General features: G+C 64.3%; 18 protein-coding genes. 7 read left to right on the top strand and 11 right to left on the bottom strand.

Features of this window, described 5'->3' with window-relative positions:
- Positions 1 to 93: 93 nt before the first annotated feature.
- Positions 94 to 1,683: a bifunctional phosphoribosylaminoimidazolecarboxamide formyltransferase/IMP cyclohydrolase gene (gene purH, locus AB4037_RS21475; protein WP_441772887.1), complete on the bottom strand. Its 1,590-nt coding sequence runs from the start codon at positions 1,681 to 1,683 to the stop codon at positions 94 to 96.
- A gap of 239 nt (positions 1,684 to 1,922) precedes the next feature.
- Here purH and AB4037_RS21470 point away from each other — a divergent pair, with 239 nt between their 5' ends.
- Complete coding sequence (locus AB4037_RS21470) at positions 1,923 to 2,411, top strand: RrF2 family transcriptional regulator (protein ID WP_441772886.1); 489 nt, start codon at positions 1,923 to 1,925, stop codon at positions 2,409 to 2,411.
- Here AB4037_RS21470 and AB4037_RS21465 read toward each other — a convergent pair.
- The 5 genes from AB4037_RS21465 to AB4037_RS21445 all read right to left on the bottom strand — a co-directional run bounded on the left by AB4037_RS21465 (position 2,317) and on the right by AB4037_RS21445 (position 7,034).
- A complete protein-coding gene (locus tag AB4037_RS21465; protein ID WP_441772885.1) occupies positions 2,317 to 3,360 on the bottom strand; it encodes a mechanosensitive ion channel family protein in 1,044 nt (347 codons plus the stop codon). The two genes, AB4037_RS21470 and AB4037_RS21465, sit on opposite strands and share 95 nt — an antisense overlap.
- 357 nt (positions 3,361 to 3,717) lie before the next feature.
- The gene (locus AB4037_RS21460; protein ID WP_434959348.1) at positions 3,718 to 4,128 is read right to left on the bottom strand and encodes a cupin domain-containing protein; all 411 of its coding nucleotides are present in this window, start codon (positions 4,126 to 4,128) and stop codon (positions 3,718 to 3,720) included.
- A 258-nt stretch (positions 4,129 to 4,386) separates the two neighbouring features.
- Positions 4,387 to 5,139 (bottom strand): SDR family oxidoreductase, encoded by a 753-nt coding sequence (locus tag AB4037_RS21455; protein ID WP_441772884.1) that lies wholly within the window; start codon positions 5,137 to 5,139, stop codon positions 4,387 to 4,389.
- A 314-nt stretch (positions 5,140 to 5,453) separates the two neighbouring features.
- Entirely contained in the window at positions 5,454 to 6,371 is a 918-nt protein-coding gene (locus tag AB4037_RS21450; protein ID WP_441772883.1) for an MBL fold metallo-hydrolase, read from the bottom strand.
- 183 nt (positions 6,372 to 6,554) lie between these two features.
- Positions 6,555 to 7,034 carry a carboxymuconolactone decarboxylase family protein gene (locus AB4037_RS21445; protein ID WP_434959351.1) on the bottom strand — a complete coding sequence of 160 codons (480 nt, stop codon included), beginning with the start codon at positions 7,032 to 7,034 and terminating at the stop codon, positions 6,555 to 6,557.
- Positions 7,035 to 7,164: 130 nt separating this feature from the next.
- Between AB4037_RS21445 and AB4037_RS21440 the strand changes: the two genes are divergently transcribed.
- Positions 7,165 to 8,061, top strand: a complete 897-nt coding sequence (locus tag AB4037_RS21440; protein WP_441772882.1) for a LysR family transcriptional regulator — start codon at positions 7,165 to 7,167, stop codon at positions 8,059 to 8,061.
- 204 nt (positions 8,062 to 8,265) lie between these two features.
- Here AB4037_RS21440 and AB4037_RS21435 read toward each other — a convergent pair whose 3' ends face one another.
- Both AB4037_RS21435 and AB4037_RS21430 read right to left on the bottom strand, forming a co-directional pair.
- A complete protein-coding gene (locus AB4037_RS21435) occupies positions 8,266 to 9,072 on the bottom strand; it encodes a hypothetical protein (protein WP_441772881.1) in 807 nt (268 codons plus the stop codon).
- A 73-nt stretch (positions 9,073 to 9,145) separates the two neighbouring features.
- Positions 9,146 to 9,688 carry a deoxynucleoside kinase gene (locus AB4037_RS21430; RefSeq protein ID WP_441772880.1) on the bottom strand — a complete coding sequence of 181 codons (543 nt, stop codon included), beginning with the start codon at positions 9,686 to 9,688 and terminating at the stop codon, positions 9,146 to 9,148.
- Between the two features lie 471 nt (positions 9,689 to 10,159).
- On the opposite strand from AB4037_RS21430, the gene AB4037_RS21425 reads away from it, so the two are divergent.
- Complete coding sequence (locus AB4037_RS21425; protein ID WP_441772879.1) at positions 10,160 to 12,262, top strand: ATP-dependent nuclease; 2,103 nt, start codon at positions 10,160 to 10,162, stop codon at positions 12,260 to 12,262.
- 2 nt (positions 12,263 to 12,264) lie between these two features.
- Positions 12,265 to 14,103: a UvrD-helicase domain-containing protein gene (locus AB4037_RS21420; RefSeq protein ID WP_441772878.1), complete on the top strand. Its 1,839-nt coding sequence runs from the start codon at positions 12,265 to 12,267 to the stop codon at positions 14,101 to 14,103.
- 262 nt (positions 14,104 to 14,365) lie between these two features.
- Here AB4037_RS21420 and AB4037_RS21415 read toward each other — a convergent pair whose 3' ends face one another.
- The 3 genes from AB4037_RS21415 to AB4037_RS21405 form a co-directional block, all read right to left on the bottom strand.
- Positions 14,366 to 14,773, bottom strand: coding sequence for a hypothetical protein (locus AB4037_RS21415; protein ID WP_441772877.1), 408 nt, complete (start codon positions 14,771 to 14,773; stop codon positions 14,366 to 14,368).
- 5 nt (positions 14,774 to 14,778) lie between these two features.
- The gene (locus tag AB4037_RS21410) at positions 14,779 to 16,491 is read right to left on the bottom strand and encodes a heparinase II/III family protein (RefSeq protein ID WP_434959358.1); all 1,713 of its coding nucleotides are present in this window, start codon (positions 16,489 to 16,491) and stop codon (positions 14,779 to 14,781) included.
- 423 nt (positions 16,492 to 16,914) lie between these two features.
- Positions 16,915 to 18,264: an RsmB/NOP family class I SAM-dependent RNA methyltransferase gene (locus AB4037_RS21405; RefSeq protein ID WP_441772876.1), complete on the bottom strand. Its 1,350-nt coding sequence runs from the start codon at positions 18,262 to 18,264 to the stop codon at positions 16,915 to 16,917.
- Between the two features lie 148 nt (positions 18,265 to 18,412).
- Here AB4037_RS21405 and AB4037_RS21400 point away from each other — a divergent pair, with 148 nt between their 5' ends.
- From AB4037_RS21400 to AB4037_RS21390, 3 genes are all read left to right on the top strand, one after another.
- Positions 18,413 to 19,108: a hypothetical protein gene (locus AB4037_RS21400; RefSeq protein WP_441772875.1), complete on the top strand. Its 696-nt coding sequence runs from the start codon at positions 18,413 to 18,415 to the stop codon at positions 19,106 to 19,108.
- A gap of 89 nt (positions 19,109 to 19,197) precedes the next feature.
- Complete coding sequence (locus tag AB4037_RS21395; protein WP_441772874.1) at positions 19,198 to 19,656, top strand: YaiI/YqxD family protein; 459 nt, start codon at positions 19,198 to 19,200, stop codon at positions 19,654 to 19,656.
- A 107-nt stretch (positions 19,657 to 19,763) separates the two neighbouring features.
- Positions 19,764 to 21,125: an ABC1 kinase family protein gene (locus AB4037_RS21390; RefSeq protein WP_434959362.1), complete on the top strand. Its 1,362-nt coding sequence runs from the start codon at positions 19,764 to 19,766 to the stop codon at positions 21,123 to 21,125.
- Positions 21,126 to 21,273: the final 148 nt, after the last annotated feature.

The raw sequence follows: 21,273 nt of genomic DNA, 5'->3' as shown, positions 1-21,273 counted from the left end.
TCAGCCGCCGCTTTGCCTATTGCCACCACGCATAAAGAGCAAACAGCCTTCCCACCGTGCGGAGAAGGCCGTTTGCGCCCCGTTCGGTGGGCCTTAATGCCGGAAGTGGCGCGTGCCGGTGAACACCATGGCAAGGCCGGCCGCGTCGGCGGCGGCGATCACCTCGGCGTCGCGCTGCGAGCCGCCCGGCTGGATCACGGCCGTGGCACCGGCCGCCACCGCGGCCTCCAGGCCGTCCGCGAAGGGGAAGAAGGCGTCCGACGCCACCACCGAGCCCTTGGTCAGGGTTTCCGGCAGGCCGGCCAGCTTGGCGGCGTCGACTGCCTTGGCGGCGGCGATGCGGGCCGAATCGACGCGGCTCATCTGGCCGGCGCCGATGCCGACGCTGGCGCCGTCCTTCACATAGACGATGGCGTTGGACTTCACATGCTTGGCGATGCGGAAGGCGAAGGTAAGGTCGGCCATTTCCTCGGGCGTGGGTGCGCGCTTGGTCACCACCTTCAGCGTCATGTCGTCGACCACGGCATTGTCGCGCGACTGCACGAGCAGGCCGCCCGCCAGCGTCTTGGCGGTAAGGCCCTCCGCGCGCGGATCGGGCAGGGCACCGGTGACGAGCAGGCGCAGGTTCCGCTTGGCCGAGATGATGGCGATGGCGTCCTCGCTGGCGTCGGGGGCGACAATCACTTCGGTGAAGATCTCGACGATCTTGCGGGCCGTGTCGGCATCGAGCGTGCGGTTCACCGCGATGATGCCGCCGAAGGCCGAGACGGGGTCGCAGGCAAAGGCCTTCTCATAGGCTTCGAGCAGCGTCGGCGCCTCGGCGACACCGCAGGGATTGGCGTGCTTGACGATCACCACCGCCGCCGATTTGGCCGGGTCGAACTCGGCCACGCATTCGAAGGCGGCGTCGGTGTCGTTGAGGTTGTTGTAGGACAACGCCTTGCCCTGGAGCTGGCGGGCGGTGGCAACGCCCGGGCGCTTTTCGGGGGTGAGGTAGAAGGCCGCGCTCTGATGCGGGTTCTCGCCATAGCGCAATGCCTCGGCCAGCGTGCCGCCGAAGGCGCGGAAGGTGGGGGTATCCTCCTCCAGCGTGGCGGCAAACCAGTTGGAGATGGCGGCGTCATAGGCGCCGGTGCGGGCATAGGCCTTGGCGGCCATGCGGCGGCGGAAGGCGAGGCTGGTCGCCCCTTCGTTCTCGGCAAGCTCGGCCAGCACGTCGTCGTAGTCGGCGACGTCGACGATGACGGTGACGTCGTCATGGTTCTTGGCGGCGGCGCGGATCATGGCGGGACCGCCGATGTCGATGTTCTCGATCAGGTCCTCGAAGCTGCCGCCGCGGGCCAGCGTCGCCTCGAAAGGGTAGAGATTGACGACGAGGAGGTCGATCGGGCCGATGCCGTGCGCGGCCATGGCGGCGCGGTGCTCCTGGTTGCCGCGGATGGCGAGCAGGCCGCCATGCACCTTGGGATGCAGCGTCTTGACGCGGCCGTCCATCATCTCGGGAAAGCCGGTGAGGTCGGAGACATCCTTGACGGCGAGGCCGGCCTCCTCCAGCGCCTTGCGCGTGCCCCCGGTCGAGACCAGCTCGACGCCATGGGCGGCGAGGCCTTTGGCGAAGTCGATCAGGCCTGATTTGTCCGAAACGGACAGCAAAGCGCGGGCGATGGGGGCGGCAGCGGTCAAGGTTGAAATCTCCGAGGCAGGGTTTGGCCGCTTGATAGCGCAAGATGAGGGGAAGGGGGAGATTTTTGGAGCGCGGACTTCCAGTCCGCTCTTGGAAACGCTGTGCAGGCAGGAAGGAAAGAAAGGAAGAGCGGACGAGACGTCCGAGCACCCGGGACACCCCGCATTTACACGCTGCATCAATAGGGATATCGTATATCCGTAATTATCGGCGCGTACTGCCGCTGCGGAATGAACGCATGATCCTGAAAAGCCAAGTCGAATGGGCGCTGCATTGCTGTGCGATCCTCGCCGGCCTGCCGGCGGGGCGCTACCTCTCGACCAAGGCGCTGGCCGAGTTCCACGGCGTGCCGAAGGAATATCTCTCCAAGGCCCTGCAGCATTTGTCGCAGGCCGGGCTGGTCGATACCACGCTCGGTCCCTCCGGCGGCTACCGGCTGGCGCGCCCCCCGGCCGAGCTGACCTTCCTCGACATCGTCGAGGCGGTTGAAGGGCCCGCGCGCACCTTCGTGTGCAGCAATATCCGCGCCAACAATCCCTGTCGCCCCAAGGGCTATTGCGAGAGCGGGCCCTGCGCCGTGGCGCGCATCATGTGGGAGGCGGACGAGGCCTGGCGCGAGAAGCTGCGCAGCGTCAGGCTGTCCGATCTGGTCGGCATCCTGTCGCAGGAGATTCCCGAGCAGCTGTGGAAGGATAGCTTCGATTGGGTGCTGTCGCGGGCTGGATGAGGCCCACCGCCGGCGCGAAGGCCAGGCCATCCGCGCCATAGGTCCGGTAGAGCCGGTCGAGCACTTCGTTTCGCGCCGGGGTGCGGCGCGCCGGACTGGCCACGCAGAACTGCAGCTCGGCCTCGATCGCCAGCGCATCGATCGTCTTGAGCGCCACGATCGGCGCGGGATCCCTGAGGATCTCGTCGCAGGCCCGCAGCACGGCCCTGAGCGTCTCGATGCTGTCGTGCGGGTTGTGGCTGGCCGCGATCCGTACGCTCTGGCTGATCCAGTGGGTCTCGTCGGGGCGGCTGAGATTGGTCAGGCTGAGCTTGGCCAGCAGGCTGTTGGGCAGCACCACGAGGTTATGGGCGCCGGTGACCAGGTTGGTGGCGCGCCAATTGGTCTCGACCACGCGCCCCTCGGTGCCGTCGCTCAGCACGATCCAGTCGCCGATGGCATAGGAGCGCCCCAAGGTCAGCGCGATGCCGGAGAAGACGTCGCCGAGCGTGTTCTGCAAAGCGAGGCCGAGAATGACGGCGACCACGCCGGAGGTCGCCACCAGCGTGCCGACCGGCGCACCGAACACGAAGCCCAAGATCGAGAGGGCGACGCCGAGATAGGCGAGGGCCACGAACAGATCCTGCAGGAGATGGGCCTCGCGGGGCCGGCGGTCGATGGCGATATAGATGTGCATCACGCCGATGACGGCCCAGGCCAGATGCGTCCACCACAGCACCCGCGCCGATTTGGCGACGAAGGCGGCAAGGCCGGTGGTTTCGTTGGCGCCGAGCTGATGCGGCCAGATGCCGTTGAGCGCGACGAGGGCCGTCATCGCCGCGAAGAACAGGATCTGCACGATCAGGCGCGCCCGCGGGCGCCGGCGCCCCTGGAGATGCCAGACGATGATGCCGGCTAGCCCGAGCAGGTCGATCAGCACGAGGGGCAGGAAAGCGGGATCATCGACCATGGCTGAGGGCTCGGTGGGGGGAAATGCGGGTATCTCGGCCGTGTCGAGAACGGCTCGAAAAAGCCCTCGACCAGGACAGGTAAAGCGCGGGAATCCCTCCCCGGTTTCGGGGAGGTCGCGCGCACAGTTTGTGCGCGCCGGGCCGGTAAAGCAGGCTCGGGTGGGGAGAGTGGCGTAATCTCACCATTTTCCGGCCTATTGGTGCCACTCTCCCCCTTCCGTCATTTCTGCGAAATGACACCTTCCCCGAAGTCGGGGAAGGATTTCCGCCGCCATGGATCGGCAATGCGGAGATGTGTGCATCGGCCACTGCGTGGAGAGGGCTTTTCGTGCTGCGCCAAGCCCAGCCGCAACGCCTTATTTCTGCAGCGGGAAGGTCAGTTCCTTCTGGGCGGTGTCGACCACGAACACTGCCAGCAGCTTGGCGGGCCGGGTCTTGCTGGCATTGGCGCTGACGCCGTGGCGGTCGCCCGGCATTTCGGAGAAGTTCTGGCCGGCGCGGTAGACCTTCACCGGCCCGTCATTGACCTGGCTCTTGATCGCCCCTTCCAGCACGGTGGCGTAGATGAAGGCCGAGGCGGGATGGGTGTGGCCCTCGGAAAAGCCGCCGGGGCCGTATTCGACCAGCACGCCCTTCAGGCTCTTGCCGGGGACATTGGGCAGCTCATGCTCATAGACGAGCGAGACCTTGGCGGCCTTGCCGTCGGCGGCGGCCGGGGCGGTGAGCAGGGCGGAGATTGCGAAGGCGGCGAGAAGCGGGCGGATCATGGCTGGGGTTCCTGGTTGGGGGGATGATCTGGCGCGGGAAGCCTTCTCCACGTAGTGGGGAAGGTGGCCCGACGAAGTCGGGTCGGATGGGGTGTGGCGAGCAGTGCGATGTCTTCTCGGAAGCTCGCGCAACCGTCGCGCCATCTGGTCAAGCGCTGCGTGTTGCCCGCCACACCCCATCCGTCAGTGCTTCGCACCGACACCTTCCCCACTGCGTGGAGAAGGCTACCTGCGTTCTTCGCGGCGAGGTGCCGCTGCTCACTTCCTCGGATTCTTGGCGAACCACTCCTCGAAGCCGATGCGGCCGAGGCGAGGATTGTCGTCGCTGACCAGCGAGCCGTCCTCGAGGCGGGCGCCGAAATAGCGGGCCTCGCGGTCTACAACCACCGTGCGGGGATCGCCGCTGGCCTTGAGATAGCGGGCGACGAGATCGCTGAGGCGCGAGCGCTCCGGGCCGGCGATCTCCACCGTGCCGTTGACCGGCGCGGCCAGCGCCACCTCGGCCATGGCGTCGGCGACGTCGTCGGAGGCGATCGGCTGCACGAAGGCGGGCGACAGATGCACGCTGCCATCCACCGCGCCTGACTGGGCGATGCTGCCGAGGAACTCCATGAACTGGGTGGAGTGCACGATGGTGAAGGGGATGCCGGCGGCCTTGATCAGCTTTTCCTGGGCGAGCTTGGCACGGAAATAGCCGCTGTCCTGCAGGCGCTCGGTGCCGACGACCGAGAGGGCGATGTGATGCCCGACGCCGGCCGCCTTCTCCGCCGCGATCAGGTTGCGGCCGGAGGTCTCGAAGAACGCCAGCACGGCCTTGTCCTCGAAGGAGGGCGAATTGGCGAGGTCGATCACCACTTGCGCCCCTTTGAGCGCCTCAGCCAGGCCCTCGCCGGTGATGGTGTTGATGCCGGTGTTGGGCGAGGCGGCGATCACCTCATGGCCCTTGGCGACGAGGCGGGTGACGGTCTTGGAGCCGATCAGGCCGGTGCCGCCGATGATGACGATTTTCATGGGAATTTCCTTTGTGATGGTTCCGGGAGCGCGGACGTCTCGCCTATACGCACGCGAGACGAAGGGGCGGGCGAGATGACCGGATACCGACAGGGCTCGATGTGTGTGCCCCCTCGCCCCGTTCTTACGGGGAGAGGATGGAGGTGAGGGGCCGCGCCACGCTTTGTCTTGTGAGCCCCTCGCTGCCCCTCATCCTTACCTTCTCCCCGTCAGAACGGGGCGAAGGAGTGGCTGGCGTTGCACCTTTCACCGCATCTTGGCGCGTATGATGGGTTGTCCGCACTCGGAGGCGCTGCGCTACCAGGGCAAAGCGCTCAGTAGTCCCAGAACACCGGCACCCAGCGGAAGGCGTCGCCGTCGACGGCCACGCGGCCGACCGAGGGGAAGGGCAAGTGGGTGGCGACCAGGAGTTCGTTGCTCCCCGCCAGCTCCCGCAGCAGCCGGACGCGCACGCGGGCCGCTTCCTCGGGGTCGTGCTCGAAACCGTTGAACCAGTCGGGATGCTCGAAGCCGACCGCGAACATGGCGTCGCCGGCGAACATCAGCTTGTCGCCGCCGGAGGCGAGGCGAACCACGCTGTGCCCCGGCGTATGGCCGCCGGTGCGGGAGACGACCACGCCGGGCGCCACCTCATGCTCCTCCTCGAATAGCCGCAACTGGCTGGCATATTCCTTGGCGAAGCGCGTGGCGGTCGCCCGCAGCGCGTCCGGGAAGCCCTCCGGCATGGCGACATGGGAGAAATCAGGTGCTTCCCAGAACTTGGCCTCGGCTTCAGCCACATGGATCTTGAGGTCCGGCCGCAGCCGCTCCTTCACCCCGTCGACCAGCAGGCCGCCGACATGGTCCATATGCATATGGGTGAGCACCACGTCGGTCACGGCGCCAAGATCGATGCCGGCGGCCTCCAGCCGCTTGATCAGCTGGCCGGCCCGCGGCAGGTTGAGGTCGGGGTCGAGCCCCAGCCCGGCGTCGATGAGGATGGTCTGCGCGCCGCTGCGCACCACCACCACGTTCAGCGCCCAGTCGAAGGCGTCCTGCGGCAGGAACATGTCGTCGAGCCAGGCCGCGCGCTGGGCCGGGTCGGCATTGTGGCCCAGCATCTGGGTCGGCAGCGGCAGCACGCCGTCGCTGACGATCAGCACGTCGATCTCGCCGATCTGCACCGCATAGCGCGACGGTACGAGCTCGTCGGGTTTGGCCCTGGCGGGCGTCAAGGTGTCGTTCAGGCTCATGCTGGCCTCCTGTTGTGCGCGGCCATGGCGCCGGTGAGGCGCGTGCCGCTGGTGATGATCGGGGATGAGGTTTTCTTCCCTGGGATCGCAGGCGTCCTCGCCTGCTCTTGGAAGCGCTGCGCTTTCAGGAAGGAAGATGCAGGCGAGGACGCCTGCGATCCCAGGAGACTCCGCGCTCCGTCCTCAGCTCAGCCCGGCCTTATCCAGCCCGTAGAGCTTGTCGGCCGAGCCCGGCACCGCCTTGAAGGCGATGGAGGCGCGGTTCCAGGTGTTGATGATGGCGATCGCGAAGGTGAGGTCGGAAACCTCCTTCTCCGAAAGCTGGCCGCGCACGCGCTCATAGAGCTCGTCGGGAATGCCGCCTTCCGGCAGCTTCGTCACCGCCTCGGTCCAGGCGAGGGCCGCGCGCTCGCGCGGCACGAACAGGTTGGATTCGCGCCAGATCGCGACGTGGTAGAGCCTCAGCTCGCTCTCTCCGTGGATCTTGGCCTCCTTCACATGCATGTCGAGGCAGAAGGCGCAGCCATTGAGCTGGGAGGCGCGGATGTTGACGAGATCGCGGATCTTCTCCTCGATCACGCTGCCCTTCAGGACCATGCTGAGATCCGAGAGCTTCTTGAAGAGTTCCGGGGATTGCTGGGCGTAGTTCAGGCGCTGGCTCATGTCCGTTTCCCTTATTAAGGATATCTAATATCCTTATGGATACAAAATATCCGTAATGGCTGGACAGTAAAGCCTTACCAGCCTAAGTTCCCGGCATAAGGCCTATGCGCAAAAGTATGGGGGCAGGGGAATGGACATCGTTGGCGCCTTGCGGACCTTCCTGCGCGTGGCGCAGACCGGCTCCTTCACCGCGGCGGCTGCCGATCTCGATCTCACCCAGCCGGCAGTGTCGCGCCAGGTCTCGGCACTGGAGGCGCGGCTCGGCCTGCGCCTGCTCCACCGCACCACGGTGGCCCTGGCGCTGACGGCCGAGGGCGAGCGGCTGATCCCGATGGCCCTGCGCGTGATCGAGGCGGTGGAGGCGCTGGGCGAGAGCGCGGGCACCGGCGAAGCGGCTGTCGCCGGCAAGGTGCGGCTCTCCCTGCCTGCCCCGCTCGGCCTTGCCCTCGCCGAGCGCCTGCCGGAGCTGCTTGCCCGCCATCCCGGCCTCAGCGTCGATCTCCTCTTGCGCGAGGCGCCCTCCGATCTCGTCGGCGAGGGCATCGATCTCGAAGTGCGGCTCGGCGCCGTCGAGGATTCCAGCCTGACGGGCCGGCGCATCGGCTGGACCACGGCCTATCTGGTGGCCGCGCCCTGCTATCTCTCAAGGCGTCCCGCCCCGGTGCGGCCGGAGGAGGTGCCGCTCCATGACTGCATCTGCTACGCCCGCGCCGGCGACGGGCGCCAATGGTCCTTCTCCGACGGTGCCGACGAGACGCGCCTGCGCATCACCCCGCGGCTGACGGCCGACAGCGCCGTCGCCATCCATCGCGCCACTCTGGCCGGCGGGGGCCTTGCCATCCTCTCCCACATCCTCGCCGGCCCCGACATCGCGGCGGGCCGCCTGATCAGCCTGATACCGGACTTCCCTCCGGCCAGGCTGCCGATCACGCTGGTCTATCCTTCACGGCGGAACCTGCCGCAAAGGGTGAAGGCGGTGATGGAGTTCGTCGTGGATGCGGTGAGGGCGGATGCGATGATGGGGTGAGGGGGGATGCGAGCCTGACGAGGATTTCTCTGGCAAAGGTTTCGCTTTGACCCTTCGCGGTCTTCCTGGCGCTTCGCAGCAGATGACTGCTTAGCGCCCCTTAGCTGGCTTCCGGATACCAACTTTTATTTCCGAAAAGCGGACATTTGGTACCGGCCATCGAGGTGGGAGGGAACCCGACTGAGACTTAGAAAATGTCAGCCTTCATGCACTGATCTTCGCAGCCGCGTTATGTTCGACCATCGGCACGCTAGCCGGGAACAATGCGGGCTTCATCGCGCGGATTTCGTCAACGAACCCGTCGTCGAGCAGGTCCGAACGTATGAGTTCTCCGGCATAACGGACGAATGACATTAGTTTGGCGTCGCTCTCCTTGAATGCGCCTTTTACATTGCTGGACACAACAAGCGCGAACGGCCGTCCCAAATCCAAGCTAAGAAGTACCGACGACCTGATCTGCTTGCGTTGTTCGTCCGTCGTGAACGAGTAGCTTGCCTTGGTGTCGTGGGTATCGCCGATCACGCGCGGCTGCGAGGTGGGGGTCGACAAGACCTTAGTCACCTCGTATCCCTTCTCGAGATAGAATTTTGGGTTCTGTTCCCGAAGAGCCATGCTGCGCGCCACTGTATCATGGTTAGAGTCGAAGTAGCTGAACAGCAGTGGTTCTTTTGCATCGACGAACACGCAAAGCTCGAAGTGAGAGCCGGGAACCCAACCCTGAAGCGTTTCTTCGACAAATCGCAGCGTACCGGTCACCAATGCCTTGCGCGTTTCGAAAACCTCCCGATTGCTGCGGCGACCATCCTCGATAATTCCGCTTCGGTCCGTTGCAAGGCGGTGCAACCTGCCCATGGGAAGGAGTTCAGGTTTTACGAAGGTATCCTCGACCAGTTTCTTGAATAGGAATCCTATACCACCCAGCACTGTAGTGTTCATGAGGGCAGCTACCGTGCTACCTCCCGAAAAACCCTTGTCGATCATCGCCCAGACAAGACACGCTTCGAGGGACATAAAGCCCACAGTCGCGAGGCAAAACACACTGAAGATAATCCAACGTTGGATTGGGCTTAACATCGAATACTCACTAAAAGGCGTTAATTAGGATCTCAAGCCGACATTTCGAATTATCGAGTCTTACAAGGTTCTCGGGACGACCCAAAATCCATTCATCGTACAATTTCAACTGCGTGCCTAGATGGTCCCGGATTACTCTGGGGTGACCTTCAATACGACCCGCAAGCGTTTCCATGTCGGCGGAGAGGTATAGGACCAGGTCGGGAACAGGCATATCTTCTTTCAGCTCACGACTAAGTGCCTTTAGCCTCTGAAGCGTTTCGTCGTCAATAAGGCCACACATGCCATGCATCCGGCAAAAGATCGAAAAATCCTCGTCAATACTGCGGTCAAACACCACCTTTTTCCGGTCAGGCAAAGCCTGCCATTGAGAGTGCCTGGAGCGCATAAGCGCTTCTTGTACCTGCGAGCAGTATCGTCCTGGGTACTTCACGAAATCAGCGAAAAGCTGAGAAGGCGCAGACTCACGGACCACGCTGTACCCAACCGTTGCGAGCAATCCAGCCATTGTTGTCTTGCCGGCGCCTGTCGGCCCCGAGAGCCAAATTATCAAATTAACCTCCAGAATGGAGGCTCTTAGGTAGTGTGTCTCGAATGGCCGTGCAAACGCCGAACCATGGGAAGTCTGCTTGCCGCATTCTCGTTACAGACAGGCGGCTTCCACCGACGAGGCCGCAAGTCGCAACGCGCCCCATGGACGTCATTCGACCAGCACACGCTGGATCCCCAAAGCAGCCGCTTTGTGCACTTCTAAGGGGCCTTGGATTTGCTTCGGCGACAGTACAGGCTGCACTTATCGCCTGTAGGGTGGCGCTGATCGGCAAATTATCAGTAGTCCAAAGCGAGGTTATGAGACGTCGGATCCTCCACCCTCAAATCGTTCAAAAACGGCCGTTTTTGAACCGCGTTATCCTTGTCGAGCGGCGACAAGCATGCGACCTTCGGGGTACTGTGCCGATGCGAACGATCGCTGTTTAAGAGACGGGGATTTAGTTCGTATCGAGCGTTGAATGCTCGGGGAATTATGAAGCTAAGCGGTGTTGCGATACGTAATTTTCGGCGCCTGGAAGCCGTCTCGATCGATATCGAAGACAAGGAAACCATCTTCGTCGGACCTAACAATAGCGGGAAGACATCGGCGACAGCGATCTTTCGCTCTTTCCTTGGCGAACGTGATTTCAAGATTCACGACTTTGCGGTCGCTCGGATGGCTGATTTCGATGCCTTCGGGGCCGACGCCGAGGCAGCGGCATTGCCGGAAATATCTCTCGATCTCTGGTTTACGATCGATCCCAGCACTATCGCCTTTGGGCGCGTCTTCACATTGCTTCCGAAACTCTCCGACTTCACCCGTGTCGGCATTCGGCTGTCCTACGGTGTCGAGGAGCCGAAAAAGCTGCGAGAACAATATATCGCCGCTTATCCTGCTGACGCCGACGGCAATCGGGCGAAGACGCTCTCCCAATATCTATCGACTGACAACAACCTGAGCCGGTCCTCCATCGTGCGATACGCATCGCTGGAGGAAAAGGCCGTCGAAGGCGGCGGGCTGGAGGTCCTTCCCAACCCGCTCGAACCCGAAGAAGGGCGGCGCCTACTCAAAAATCTCGTCCGGGTCGATTTTGTCGACGCACAGCGGAACATCAACGACGATGACAGCAGCCGCAGCAACCGTCTCTCCTCAGCCTTCGCTTCTTATTACCGAAAGAATCTGGAGCAGACCGACCATGCTGCGGAAGCGCACCGGGTCATTGACGAGAACAATCAGAAGCTCACCGAGCATTACGCGAAACAGTTTGATCCGCTAATCAACCTGATCAAGGATCTTGGCGTACCATCGATAAACGATCGGGAACTGCGCATCATATCGTCGCTCAGTCCAGAAACCGCGCTGCGCGGCAACACCGAACTGCTCTACGTCGATCCTGGCCGGGCACATGAGCTGCCGGAGCTCTATAACGGGCTAGGGTTCAAGAATCTCATCTATATGGCCATTCAGGCTAGACACTTTCACTCCCAGTGGCTCCTCACTGCGGAAAATCGTCCGCTGTGCCACCTCATCTTCATTGAGGAGCCCGAGGTGCATCTCCACGCGCAGGTCCAGCAGACCTTCATCACGAATGTTTGGAGCGTGATCAATCAGTCCGCGAAGGCGGCGGGTCAGGCGGGCCTGGTGCCGCAGCTGGTGATCACAACGCACTCGTCCCACATTCTAGACGCAGTCGATTTCGAGAAAGTTCGCTATTTCCAACGTTGCCACCTGAGCGGGGAGGTCGCCAATGACGGCATTCGCAACGCTTCGGCCGTTCGAAGTCTGCGAGCCTTTCAGCCGGATGCGGAGGTCATCGACGGTATCCTCGTGTCGCCCGTGGAATCGCTCGCATTCCTGAAACGTTACCTCCGGCTGACACATTGTGACCTTTTCTTTGCGGATGCGGCCATTCTGGTAGAAGGCACCGTCGAGAAATTGCTCATGCCGTCGATGATTGAAGTATCGGCATCCCGACTGCGGTCGACGTACCTGACGGTCCTTGAGGTGGGTGGCGCGTATGCGCACCGCTTCGAGGGTCTGCTGGCGTTTTTGCGGATCCCGTATCTAGTCGTGACGGACATTGATTCCGTCACGCCCGCTGGTTACCCAAGCGCCTGCAGGGCTGACGTGCCTAATGCCAGAACGTCGAACGCGACGCTAAAGAAGCTCTGCGCGCAGACGACCATCGGTGGCCTTATGGGGATGGCACCCGTCGACAAGATCGATGTCTTGAAGGATCGCTGCATTGCCTTTCAGACGGATATAACCGTGATCGACGGCGCCGCGCAGCAGTCGTTGCGCCCCAGAACGCTTGAAGAGGCAATAGCTTACGAGAACTTTGCGTTGCTGCGGGCGGGGACGCTGTCCGTCGGTATTGATATCCCTGCTTCACTCCCCGATGCCTATGAGGCTATTTACGATCGCATCCGCTCGGACAATTTCAAGAAGACTGATTTTGCGATGAGCCTACTGGCCGGCGCCGCGGCTTGGAAGGTACCGCTCTATATCAGGGAAGGATTGTGCTGGCTTGAGACGCGCCTCTGCGGACCCGCGTCGGCACCAATCGCACCATTGGGAGCTGAAGCGGGGGCCTAACGATGGCGAAATGGGTGGAAAGCGAAGCCGACGCCAAAGTGCGCGATTGCCTCGATGGTCATCGCAGTTTCGCGCTGATCGCAGGTGCGGGCTCCGGCAAGACGAGCTCGTTGGTCGAAGCGTTGGATCGCGTCCGTGATCGTGAAGGCCGTGCGTTGCGGCAGAATGGCCAGCGCATCGCCTGCATCACGTTTACGAAGCGCGCGGTCGAAGTGATCAAGTCGCGGTTGGGATTCGACGATCTCTATCTCGTCTCCACGGTCCACGGCTTTCTTTGGGAACAGATCGGGCGTTTCCAGGACGAGATTCGGGACGCGTTGCGTCTGGATCGGCTGCCAACATTGATTCAGAAGGAGCGTGAAAAGGACAATGGCGGCAACAGCCGGGCCGCGCGCGATGCGCGCGCCAAGGCTGAGCGGTTGGAGCAGGAGCTTGCTGGCCTCGTTGAGGTGAAGGAATTTCAGTATGGCGATGTCCGGTTCAGCGACTACCCCAAGGGCCGCCTGAGCCACGATGATGTGATCGCGATTGCGTCGTATTTTCTGGCCCAGAATGCCACTTTTCGGCGCATCACCGGTCTCAGATTCCCCTACATCTTCGTCGACGAAGCCCAGGATACGTTCGAAGGCATCGTCACGGGTCTCAATCTCGTGGGTGTGGGCAAAGGCCTACCGATCGTCGGCTATTTCGGCGACCCGTGGCAGCAAATCCACGACGAAAGCGCATATGCCTTCGCGCCGCCCGAAGGCGCCGAGACGATCACGAAAACCGAGAACTTTCGGTGCTCCGAGAGCGTCATCCGGCTCCTCAACGCATATCGCGGTGACGTTAAGCAATATGCCGCGGGGGACAATAAAGGTCGCGAAGGCAGTGTCGAGTTCAGACTTGTCCAATCCGAAGTGCCCGAGCTTCCTAGGAGCCGATATTCTGACGCCCAGATCGAACGTGCCCTGGGGCGGATGGACGCGGCGGTTGCGGACTGGGGCTGGCAGGATCGCGACGATGTTATCAAGCTGTTCCTGGTTCGGCAGATGATCGCGCGCCGGATGGGGTTTGCCGATCTCAATCGATTGTTCAACGGGCCCTATGCCTCATCGCGCGCCGAAGACGATTTTGAAGCCGGCGAGCATTTTCTGCTCGTTCCCCTGACGAATACGATCCTGCCATTGATCACAGCGCAAGCGGGCGGTGACAGCCGCGCAGTCATTGACATTTTGCGACGAGATAGCCCCGCGTTCGCGGCGGATGGGCCGAACGCGGCGAATACGCTAAAAATGATGATCGATACATCAAATGCGTTGGTTGGACAGCTTGCTGATCTTTGGGCGACGGGGACGCTTGGAGACCTTCTGCGCTTCTGTCACGATAGGCAAATTATCCGAAGGTCCGATAAGTTGCACGAGCATCTCGCCCGTGCTCCGCGTGCCGAAGAGTATGACGCCGATACGCATGGTCTCGACAAGGGTGACTGGCTCGCCGATACCTTTTTCAAGATGGGCGTGGACCAAATCGCGCCTTACGCGACCTTCATTTCCCGAAACACGGCCTTCAGCACACAGCATGGCGTGAAAGGCGAGGAGTATCCGAAGGTTCTGGTCGTCTATGATGATGTCGAGGCAAACTGGAACAACTACAATTTCAGCAAGATCCTCACCCCCGCGACCGCCGGGGAGCCTACCGATGGTCAGAGAGAGCGCGGACGAAAGCTCGCTTATGTGTCGTTCTCCCGAGCGCTGGACGATCTACGCGTGTTGTTGTTCACACCTAACCCCGCGGCCGCTCGGGCAGAGCTCCTTGAACGCGAGCTACTTGAGCCGGCTCAGATATCGGTGGTCGCGTGATGGAATTGCTCGGGCGTGTGATCGAATTCAATCTCAAGCCTAGGAGTTTCTACCTCGGCGTGTCATGCAAGAGTTACGGGACCTACCGGCGTTCAAACGCTGCCTGCACGCGATGTCTGTTTTGTTAGTCCTATCTTCTTGAACCAGTCAGTCTGCTAACGGCCCCTAAGCGGACATGGCGCCGACGTTGACGGCGTGAACTGGATGCCGAGCGTGGGACCCAGCCTTTCCAGCAATTCCGGCCCATGCGATCAGCGCCGGTTCATTTCTGGACCGGCGTGCAGTCCATCACCTTCGTGCCATTGACGGAATTCGTGACCTTCAGGCGCTGCTTCCCGCTCGTCTCGTCTTTTTCAAGATGATACTGCAGCGTAATAGGCGCCTCGCGTTTGCCGCCGACCTTCCGGGCCGGAAAGAACTTCTCATAGGCCTTTCCGTCCTTCCGGAGTCTGGCGACATTATCCAGCGAGACGAGCGCCAGATAATTCTCGAGATCCGAGGCGACGACGAGCTTGTCCCCCTTGTCGCCATAGAGCGCCACCAATTGCTGGGTGACCTTCATCGCGGGAAGATGGGTGCAGGAGAAGGTCATGTACTCATCCGGCCGGTCCTGGGCCATCGCCGGGCCGGCCAGCAGGGTCGCCAGCGCGGCGGCGAGGATGGATCTCACCGCCGTCACACCGGATCGGCCGGCAGGAAGGCCCAGCTCATCGTGTGCTCGCCCTCCGGCAGGGTCATCACGATCTGCACGCTGCGGCGCGGCCCCTCGGGGTTGGCGAGATGGGCGGTCTCGGCCAGCGTGAACGGCACGTCGGCCAGGAACAGCCATTCCTTGCCGCTCGGCAGGGTGATGACGATCTGGGTGTCGCCATTGGCGGGCCGGGCGGCGACGGCGGGGTGGAGGTGGAAGCGCAGCAGCACCGGCTCCTTGCCCTTCCAGGGCTCGGCCTTGTGGTCGAGGAAGCTGTCGCGGCCCTCCAGCGCGCCGGTGATTTGGCTCAGCGTCAGCTCGCGCTGGTGGATCAGGCCGAAATCGTGGCGGTAGCCGTCATGGGAGGCGGTGATGGTGCTGGCCGCCGGCGAGTTCTCGCGCTGCACCGGCACATGCTTGGGGCCGGAGAGGATGGCCCGGCCGCCCAGGCTCGGCGCGGTCGCGCCTGGCTTCCGCGTGCCGCCGGCGAAATGGCTGGAGGAGGCGTCGGCCACGATGGCGGTGGAATGGGCGCCGGTGGAACGGGCGAGATGCCGCCAGTTCTCGCGGCCCGGCGCGGGCGCGCCGCAATTGACCACGATGCGGAAATTGTCGGCCGAGAACTCGAAGGCGAGCGTGCCGGCATGGGCTTCCTGCGAGACGTTCACCGGCGGCGGCTTGCCGGTGTCGACCAGCAGCACGGCGCCATTGGCCTCCAGGCGCTGATAGCCGCCATGGGGGGCGTTCTGCACCGGCTTGCCGCGGGCATCGTCATAGGCGAGCAGCGTCGCGATCAAATGGCTCTGGGTGTAGCCCATGCCGTTGAAGGCGGCGAAGGCGCCGTCGGCATGGCGGAAGAAGCGCAGCATCGGCATCATGCGGTCGATGGCGCCGATCAGTTCGGGCGGGGCGACGGCATTGCGCGCGGCGAAGGATTGGCGCAGCGGCAGAAGATCGAGCAGCAGCTCGATATTGGCCTGCGGGTTGCGGGAGATATGGATGCCGTCGGCCAGGATCTGGCGGTTGAGCTCAGCCGTGAGCCAGCGCTGGGCGGGGCGGCGCAGGCCCGCCTTGTTGGAGAGGCAGAGGCTCACCTGCATCACCGCGATGGCGCAGAGCAGGCGCGGCATGCCGTCGGTGGTGGAGCGGCCGGCATGCAGGAGATAGCTGGTCTGCCAGGCGACCGAGCGCAGGAAGGCGCGGTAGAAGCCGCGATCGGCGCCGTCGAGCACCATGGGCGCCATCGAGACCCAGGCGAGCAGGCGCCGCGCGGTCAGCAGCGGGTCGAGCGCCTCGGGCTGGAAGCGCAGGTTCGAGCGCACGAAATCGCCGACGAGGCGGCGCGCCACCTGCTTGCCGGCGCTGCCGTCGGCGGCCCTGAGATGCCTCAGCCAGGTGAAGCCGAGCAGGGTCTCGCGCCAGGCCGGCGACGGCGGGGCGATGGCGAAGGGGGAGACCTCGTTGAGCACGATCGTCTTGGCGACGAAGGTGAAGCGGCCGTCCACCAGCTCGGCGGCGCGGGTGGGGTCGGCGGCCCTCAAATCCTGCGGGGCCAGCACCAGCTTTTCGGGATCGCCGCGGCCGAAGCGCCAGCGCATGAAGGGCAGGAGGTAAAGGCGCGTCAGCACGGCGCGGCCGGATTGGCCGGCAGCAGTGAGGGAGAGACGGAGCTTGGGGCCCAGAGTGCCTCGGCTCATTCCTGACGCGGACCTCCAGAGAAGGGAACGAAGGGACGGGCGCCCGGAGCGGGCATGCCGACGTCGGCGATAGGCTCCTTGTGGCCATTGCGTGAGCTTCGCGCAAGCCTCGGGCCGGTGTTTTCAGCGACATGGCCCCAGTTTTAAACGAGGGGAATATCTTGGAGCTTCCCCGGAAGGGCGCGGGTGCCTTCTCCACGAAGTGGGGAAGGTGGCGTTTCGAAGAAATGCCGGATGGGGTGTGGAGGGCAGTGCGCAATGCAAGAGAGGATGGCACGACGGTCGTGCAAGTTTCCGAGAGGGCGCGCATTGCTCGCCACACCCCACCCGACCCGACTTCGTCGGGCCAGCGCACACAAACTGTGTTCGCGACCTCCCCACTCCGTGGAGAGGGCTTTCGTGCCTTATTCGGTGCCCGTTCCGCTACCCCTTCCGCGGCATGCGCGCGGCGAAGAAGCCGTCCATGCCGGCCATCACCGGATCGGGATCGGGCAGGAGGCTCGGCAGCGTGCGCAGGAAGCCCTCAGGCGTGATGGCGCCTTCGATGCCGCCGATGTCATCCGGCCGCACCGGCTCCAGGGTGAAATCCTGGTTGCCCTCCAGGAAGCGGGCGATCTGCTCTTCGCCCTCCTCCCGCTCCAGCGAGCAGGTGCAGTAGACGAGGAGCCCGCCGGGCTTCACCAGGCCGGCCATGCGGCCGAGCATGCGGCGCTGCAGATCGGCCACCGCGCCGATGTCGCGGGCGGATTTGCTCCAGGCGACGTCGGGATGGCGGCGGATGGTGCCGGTGGCGCTGCAGGGGGCGTCGAGGATGACGGCGTCGAAGGGCTCGGCCTTCCAAGCCTGCAAGTCAATGGCCAGGATGTCGGCCGTCACCACATCGGCCTTGAGATCGAGGCGCTTGAGGTTTTCGGTGAGGCGCTGCAGCCGCGCCGCTGAGCGGTCGACCGCGGTGACCCTGGCGCCGGCGGCGGCGACCTGGGCGGTCTTGCCGCCGGGGGCGGCGCAGAGATCGGCGACCCGGAGCCCCGCGACATCGCCGAGCAGGCGAGCGGGCAGGGCGGCGGCGGCATCCTGCACCCACCATTGCCCGGCCTCGAAGCCCTCCAGTGCCCGGACGGGGCCGTTATGGGCCGTGCGTACCGAGCCGGTGGGCAGCACCCGGCCACCGAGCCTGTCGGCCCAGCCGGCGGCGTCCGCCTTCACCGAGAGGTCGAGCGAGGGCTCGACGCGCTGGGCCGCCGCGATGGCCGCGGCGGTCGCCTCGCCATACTGGGCCGACCAGCGCTTGTAGAGCCAGGAGGGGGTATCCGCCTCGGGCGGGAGGGCGGCGAGCAGCTCTTCCTTGCCGGCCGAGATCTTGCGCAGCACGGCATTGGCGAGGCCGGAAAAGGCCTGGGCGCGATCATCCCCGCGGGCGAGGCGCACGGCGAGGTCCACGGCGGCGCGGTCGGGCACGTCGAGGAAGAGGATCTGGGCGGCCGCCGTGATCAGGATGGCTTCCAGCGGGCCGGATTTGCGCGGCATGCCCTTGGCGAGCAGGTCGCTGAGGATGGTGCCGATGGTGCCGTAGCGCCGCATCGAGACGCCGGCGATCATGCGGGCGAGCCCCAGATCACGCGCGTCCAGCGAGGCGTCGTCGAAGGCATCTTCCAGGGCAAGGTCATGGCCGAGGACGCCTTCCACGGCCTTCATCGCGAGAGCGCGGGCGGCAAGGCCGGGAACGCCGGGCCCGGAGGAGGGGCGGCGGGCGGGAAAGGGGGGCTTGTTCAAGGGGCTATCAATCCGATTTGCCGCCTCAATAGAGGATTTGGCCGCAAGGCGGAACCCCTGTCAGGCTATGGCCGGCCGCGCGCCTTGCCTCATCCTGCAATCCGTATCATCAAAAGCAGCGGCATGCCGGGCGGGCGAGGAGGAGCTTTTGCGCAACATTGATTTCACCTCCTGGCAGAACCTGCTGGCAACGGTGATCGGCCTCGCGCTCTTCACGCTCATCGGCGTCGGCATTCGCCTGCTGGCGATGGTCACCATCCAGCAGCGGCGCGAACGCCTGAACCGGCAGATCAACGAGCGGGTACGTACGCTGATCGCGGCCTATCGCACGCTCGGCGGCTCCTTTACCGGCGACCTTACCGTCGATCCGATGCATCTGCGCGACCTGCGCCGGCCCTCTGCGCCGCCTGAAGGAGCGGCGGACGTGCTCGACCTCAGCGCCGACAAGGTCGCGCGCTCCGACAGGGCCCGCCGCATCCGCGACGCGGTCGAGGCGGCCTTGTCGGACATCGTCCTGCTCGGAACCGAGGAGCATGTGCGCCTCGCCAGCCGCGCGGCGCGCGAACTGGTCGCCGGCCATCCCGTCCACACCCAGGAACTGGTGATCTCCCTGCGCGCCTTCATCCGCGAGGCCCTCGACCTCGCCCCGATCCCCGCCGATATCGAGCTGCCGGCGCAGGGGCCTGCACGCCCCTCCGCCTCGGGCGGCGGCGGCAAGGGGGAGCGCGGCAAGGAGGAGGGCCGCCAAGGTGGGAGCGGTGGCGGCGGCATGGGAGGAGGAATGGGTCTGGGGCTGGGATCCCTCGGGCACGAGGACGACCCGTCTTCGGGCCATGGCACCTGAAGACGCGCCGAAATGAGGCGTGAGGGCAAAACGGGCTCTTCGCCAAAACGCGCTTTGCCCTGAGGTCGAAAAGGCGTTATCGCCTCACCATGCCCATCGAGATCTTCGTCGACGCCGATGCCTGCCCCGTCAAGGACGAGGTATTCCGCGTGTCCATCAGGCACGGGCTCAAGACCCATGTCGTCGCCAACAGCTTCATGCGCGTGCCGCGCGATCCCCTGATCGAATTCGTGCTGGTGCAGGCCGGCCCTGACGCTGCGGATGACTGGATTGCGGCGCGCGCGACGCCGCAGGCCGTGGTCATCACCAACGACATCCCGCTCGCCAGCCGCTGCATCGCGGTCGGCGCCCAGGTGATAGGCACCACCGGCAAGCCCTTCACCGAAGCCTCCATCGGCATGGCGCTCGCCACCCGGAACCTGATGGAGCATCTGCGCTCCACCGGCGAGATGACCGGCGGCCCGAGGCCCTTTGCCGCCAAGGACCGCTCGGCCTTCCTGCAGGCCCTGGACACGGCGATCATGCGGCTGAAGCGGGCGGGCGGGTAACGGCTCCGTCCGGTGGGGAGAAGGGCTCCCGCATTCCCTGCGCCACCCTGTCGCTTGGCGCTTCGGCGGCGTGCGCCTATCTAGAGTGGGGCAGCCAGGAGATTTTCATGTCCGAGCATGACGACGAGGCGAACCGGCTTTCGGCCAGAGCGAGGCGTTATGCCCGGGTCGGCGTCAATGTCGGCGGCGTGGCGGCCCGCATGGCCGGGTCGCGGTTGATGGGCGGCGGGGCTTCCTCGAGCTCCAATGCCGCAGCGCTGGCCAAGGCGCTCGGCGGGCTGAAGGGGCCGCTGATGAAGGTCGGCCAGTTGCTCTCCACCATTCCCGATGCGCTGCCGCCTGATTATGCCGCCGAACTCTCCAAGCTGCAGAGCCAGGCACCGCCCATGGGCTGGGCCTTCGTCAAGCGGCGCATGATGGCCGAGCTCGGGCCGGACTGGGCCGGACGCTTCGCCAGCTTCGAGCACGAACCGGCGGCGGCCGCCTCGCTCGGCCAGGTCCATCGCGCCACCGCCAAGGACGGCACCGCGCTGGCCTGCAAGCTGCAATATGCCGACATGCAGTCGGCCGTGGAGGCCGATCTTTCCCAGTTGCAGGTGCTGTTCGCCCTGCACCGGCGCTTCGATCCGGCCATCGACACGCGCGAAATCTACCAGGAGATCGGCGAGCGGGTGCGCGAGGAGCTCGACTATCGCCGCGAGGCCAAGCATACCGCGCTCTACCGCAACGCCTTCGCCTCGCTCGGCATCAGCGACGTGCGGGCGCCGCGGGTATGGCCCGAGCTTTCCACTGGCCGGCTGCTCACCATGGACTGGCTCACGGGTGAGCGTATCCTCGCCTTCAAGGAGGAGGACCTTGCCGTGCGCAACCGGCTGGCGGCGGCGATGTTCGCGGCCTGGTGGCAGCCCTATGCCCATATCGGCATCATCCACGGCGACCCGCATCTGGGCAATTACACCGTGTTCAGCGAGGGGGGCGAGCCTGCAGGCATCAACCTGCTCGATTATGGCTGCATCCGCATCTTCCCGCCGGCCTTCGTGGGCGGTGTGGTCGAACTCTATCGCGGCCTCCTGCACGGCGAGGCCGAGCGCGTGGTGCATGCCTATGAGAGCTGGGGCTTCAAAAAACTGAGCAAGGACCTGATCGAGACGCTGAACCTGTGGGCACGCTTCATCTTCGGCCCGCTGCTCGACGATCGGGTGCGCACCATCGCCGATGGCGTGGCCCCGTCCGAATATGGCCGAAGGGAAGCCTATGCCGTGCATCAGGCACTCAAGCAGAAAGGCCCGGTGACGGTGCCGCGCGAATTCGTGTTCATGGATCGCGCCGCGATCGGGCTCGGCGGCGTGTTCCTGCATTTGCGCGCGGAACTGAACTTCCACCGCCTGTTCGAGGCGGCGATCGAGGACTTTTCGATCGAGACCGTGGCAGCCCGGCAACAGGCCGCGCTCGCCGAGGTTGGTTTGTAAAGCCGAAACCGGCTTCAGGTGTCACCGAGCGTGAAGCCTGCCACTCCCGAGTTGTCTCGCCCAATCGATCCTCAGGATCGATTGGGCTCGCAATGACGGGAGGTTAGTCAGGTCTCAGGAGCCTCCATTGTGACGCTCCTGCCCCCTT

Origin of the sequence: Labrys sp. KB_33_2 (assembly GCF_052114505.1) — a bacterium.
Classification (GTDB): Bacteria; Pseudomonadota; Alphaproteobacteria; order Rhizobiales; family Labraceae; genus Labrys.
Note: the sequence above shows the minus strand (reverse complement) of the source record. Positions and strands in the feature narration are given on the sequence as shown.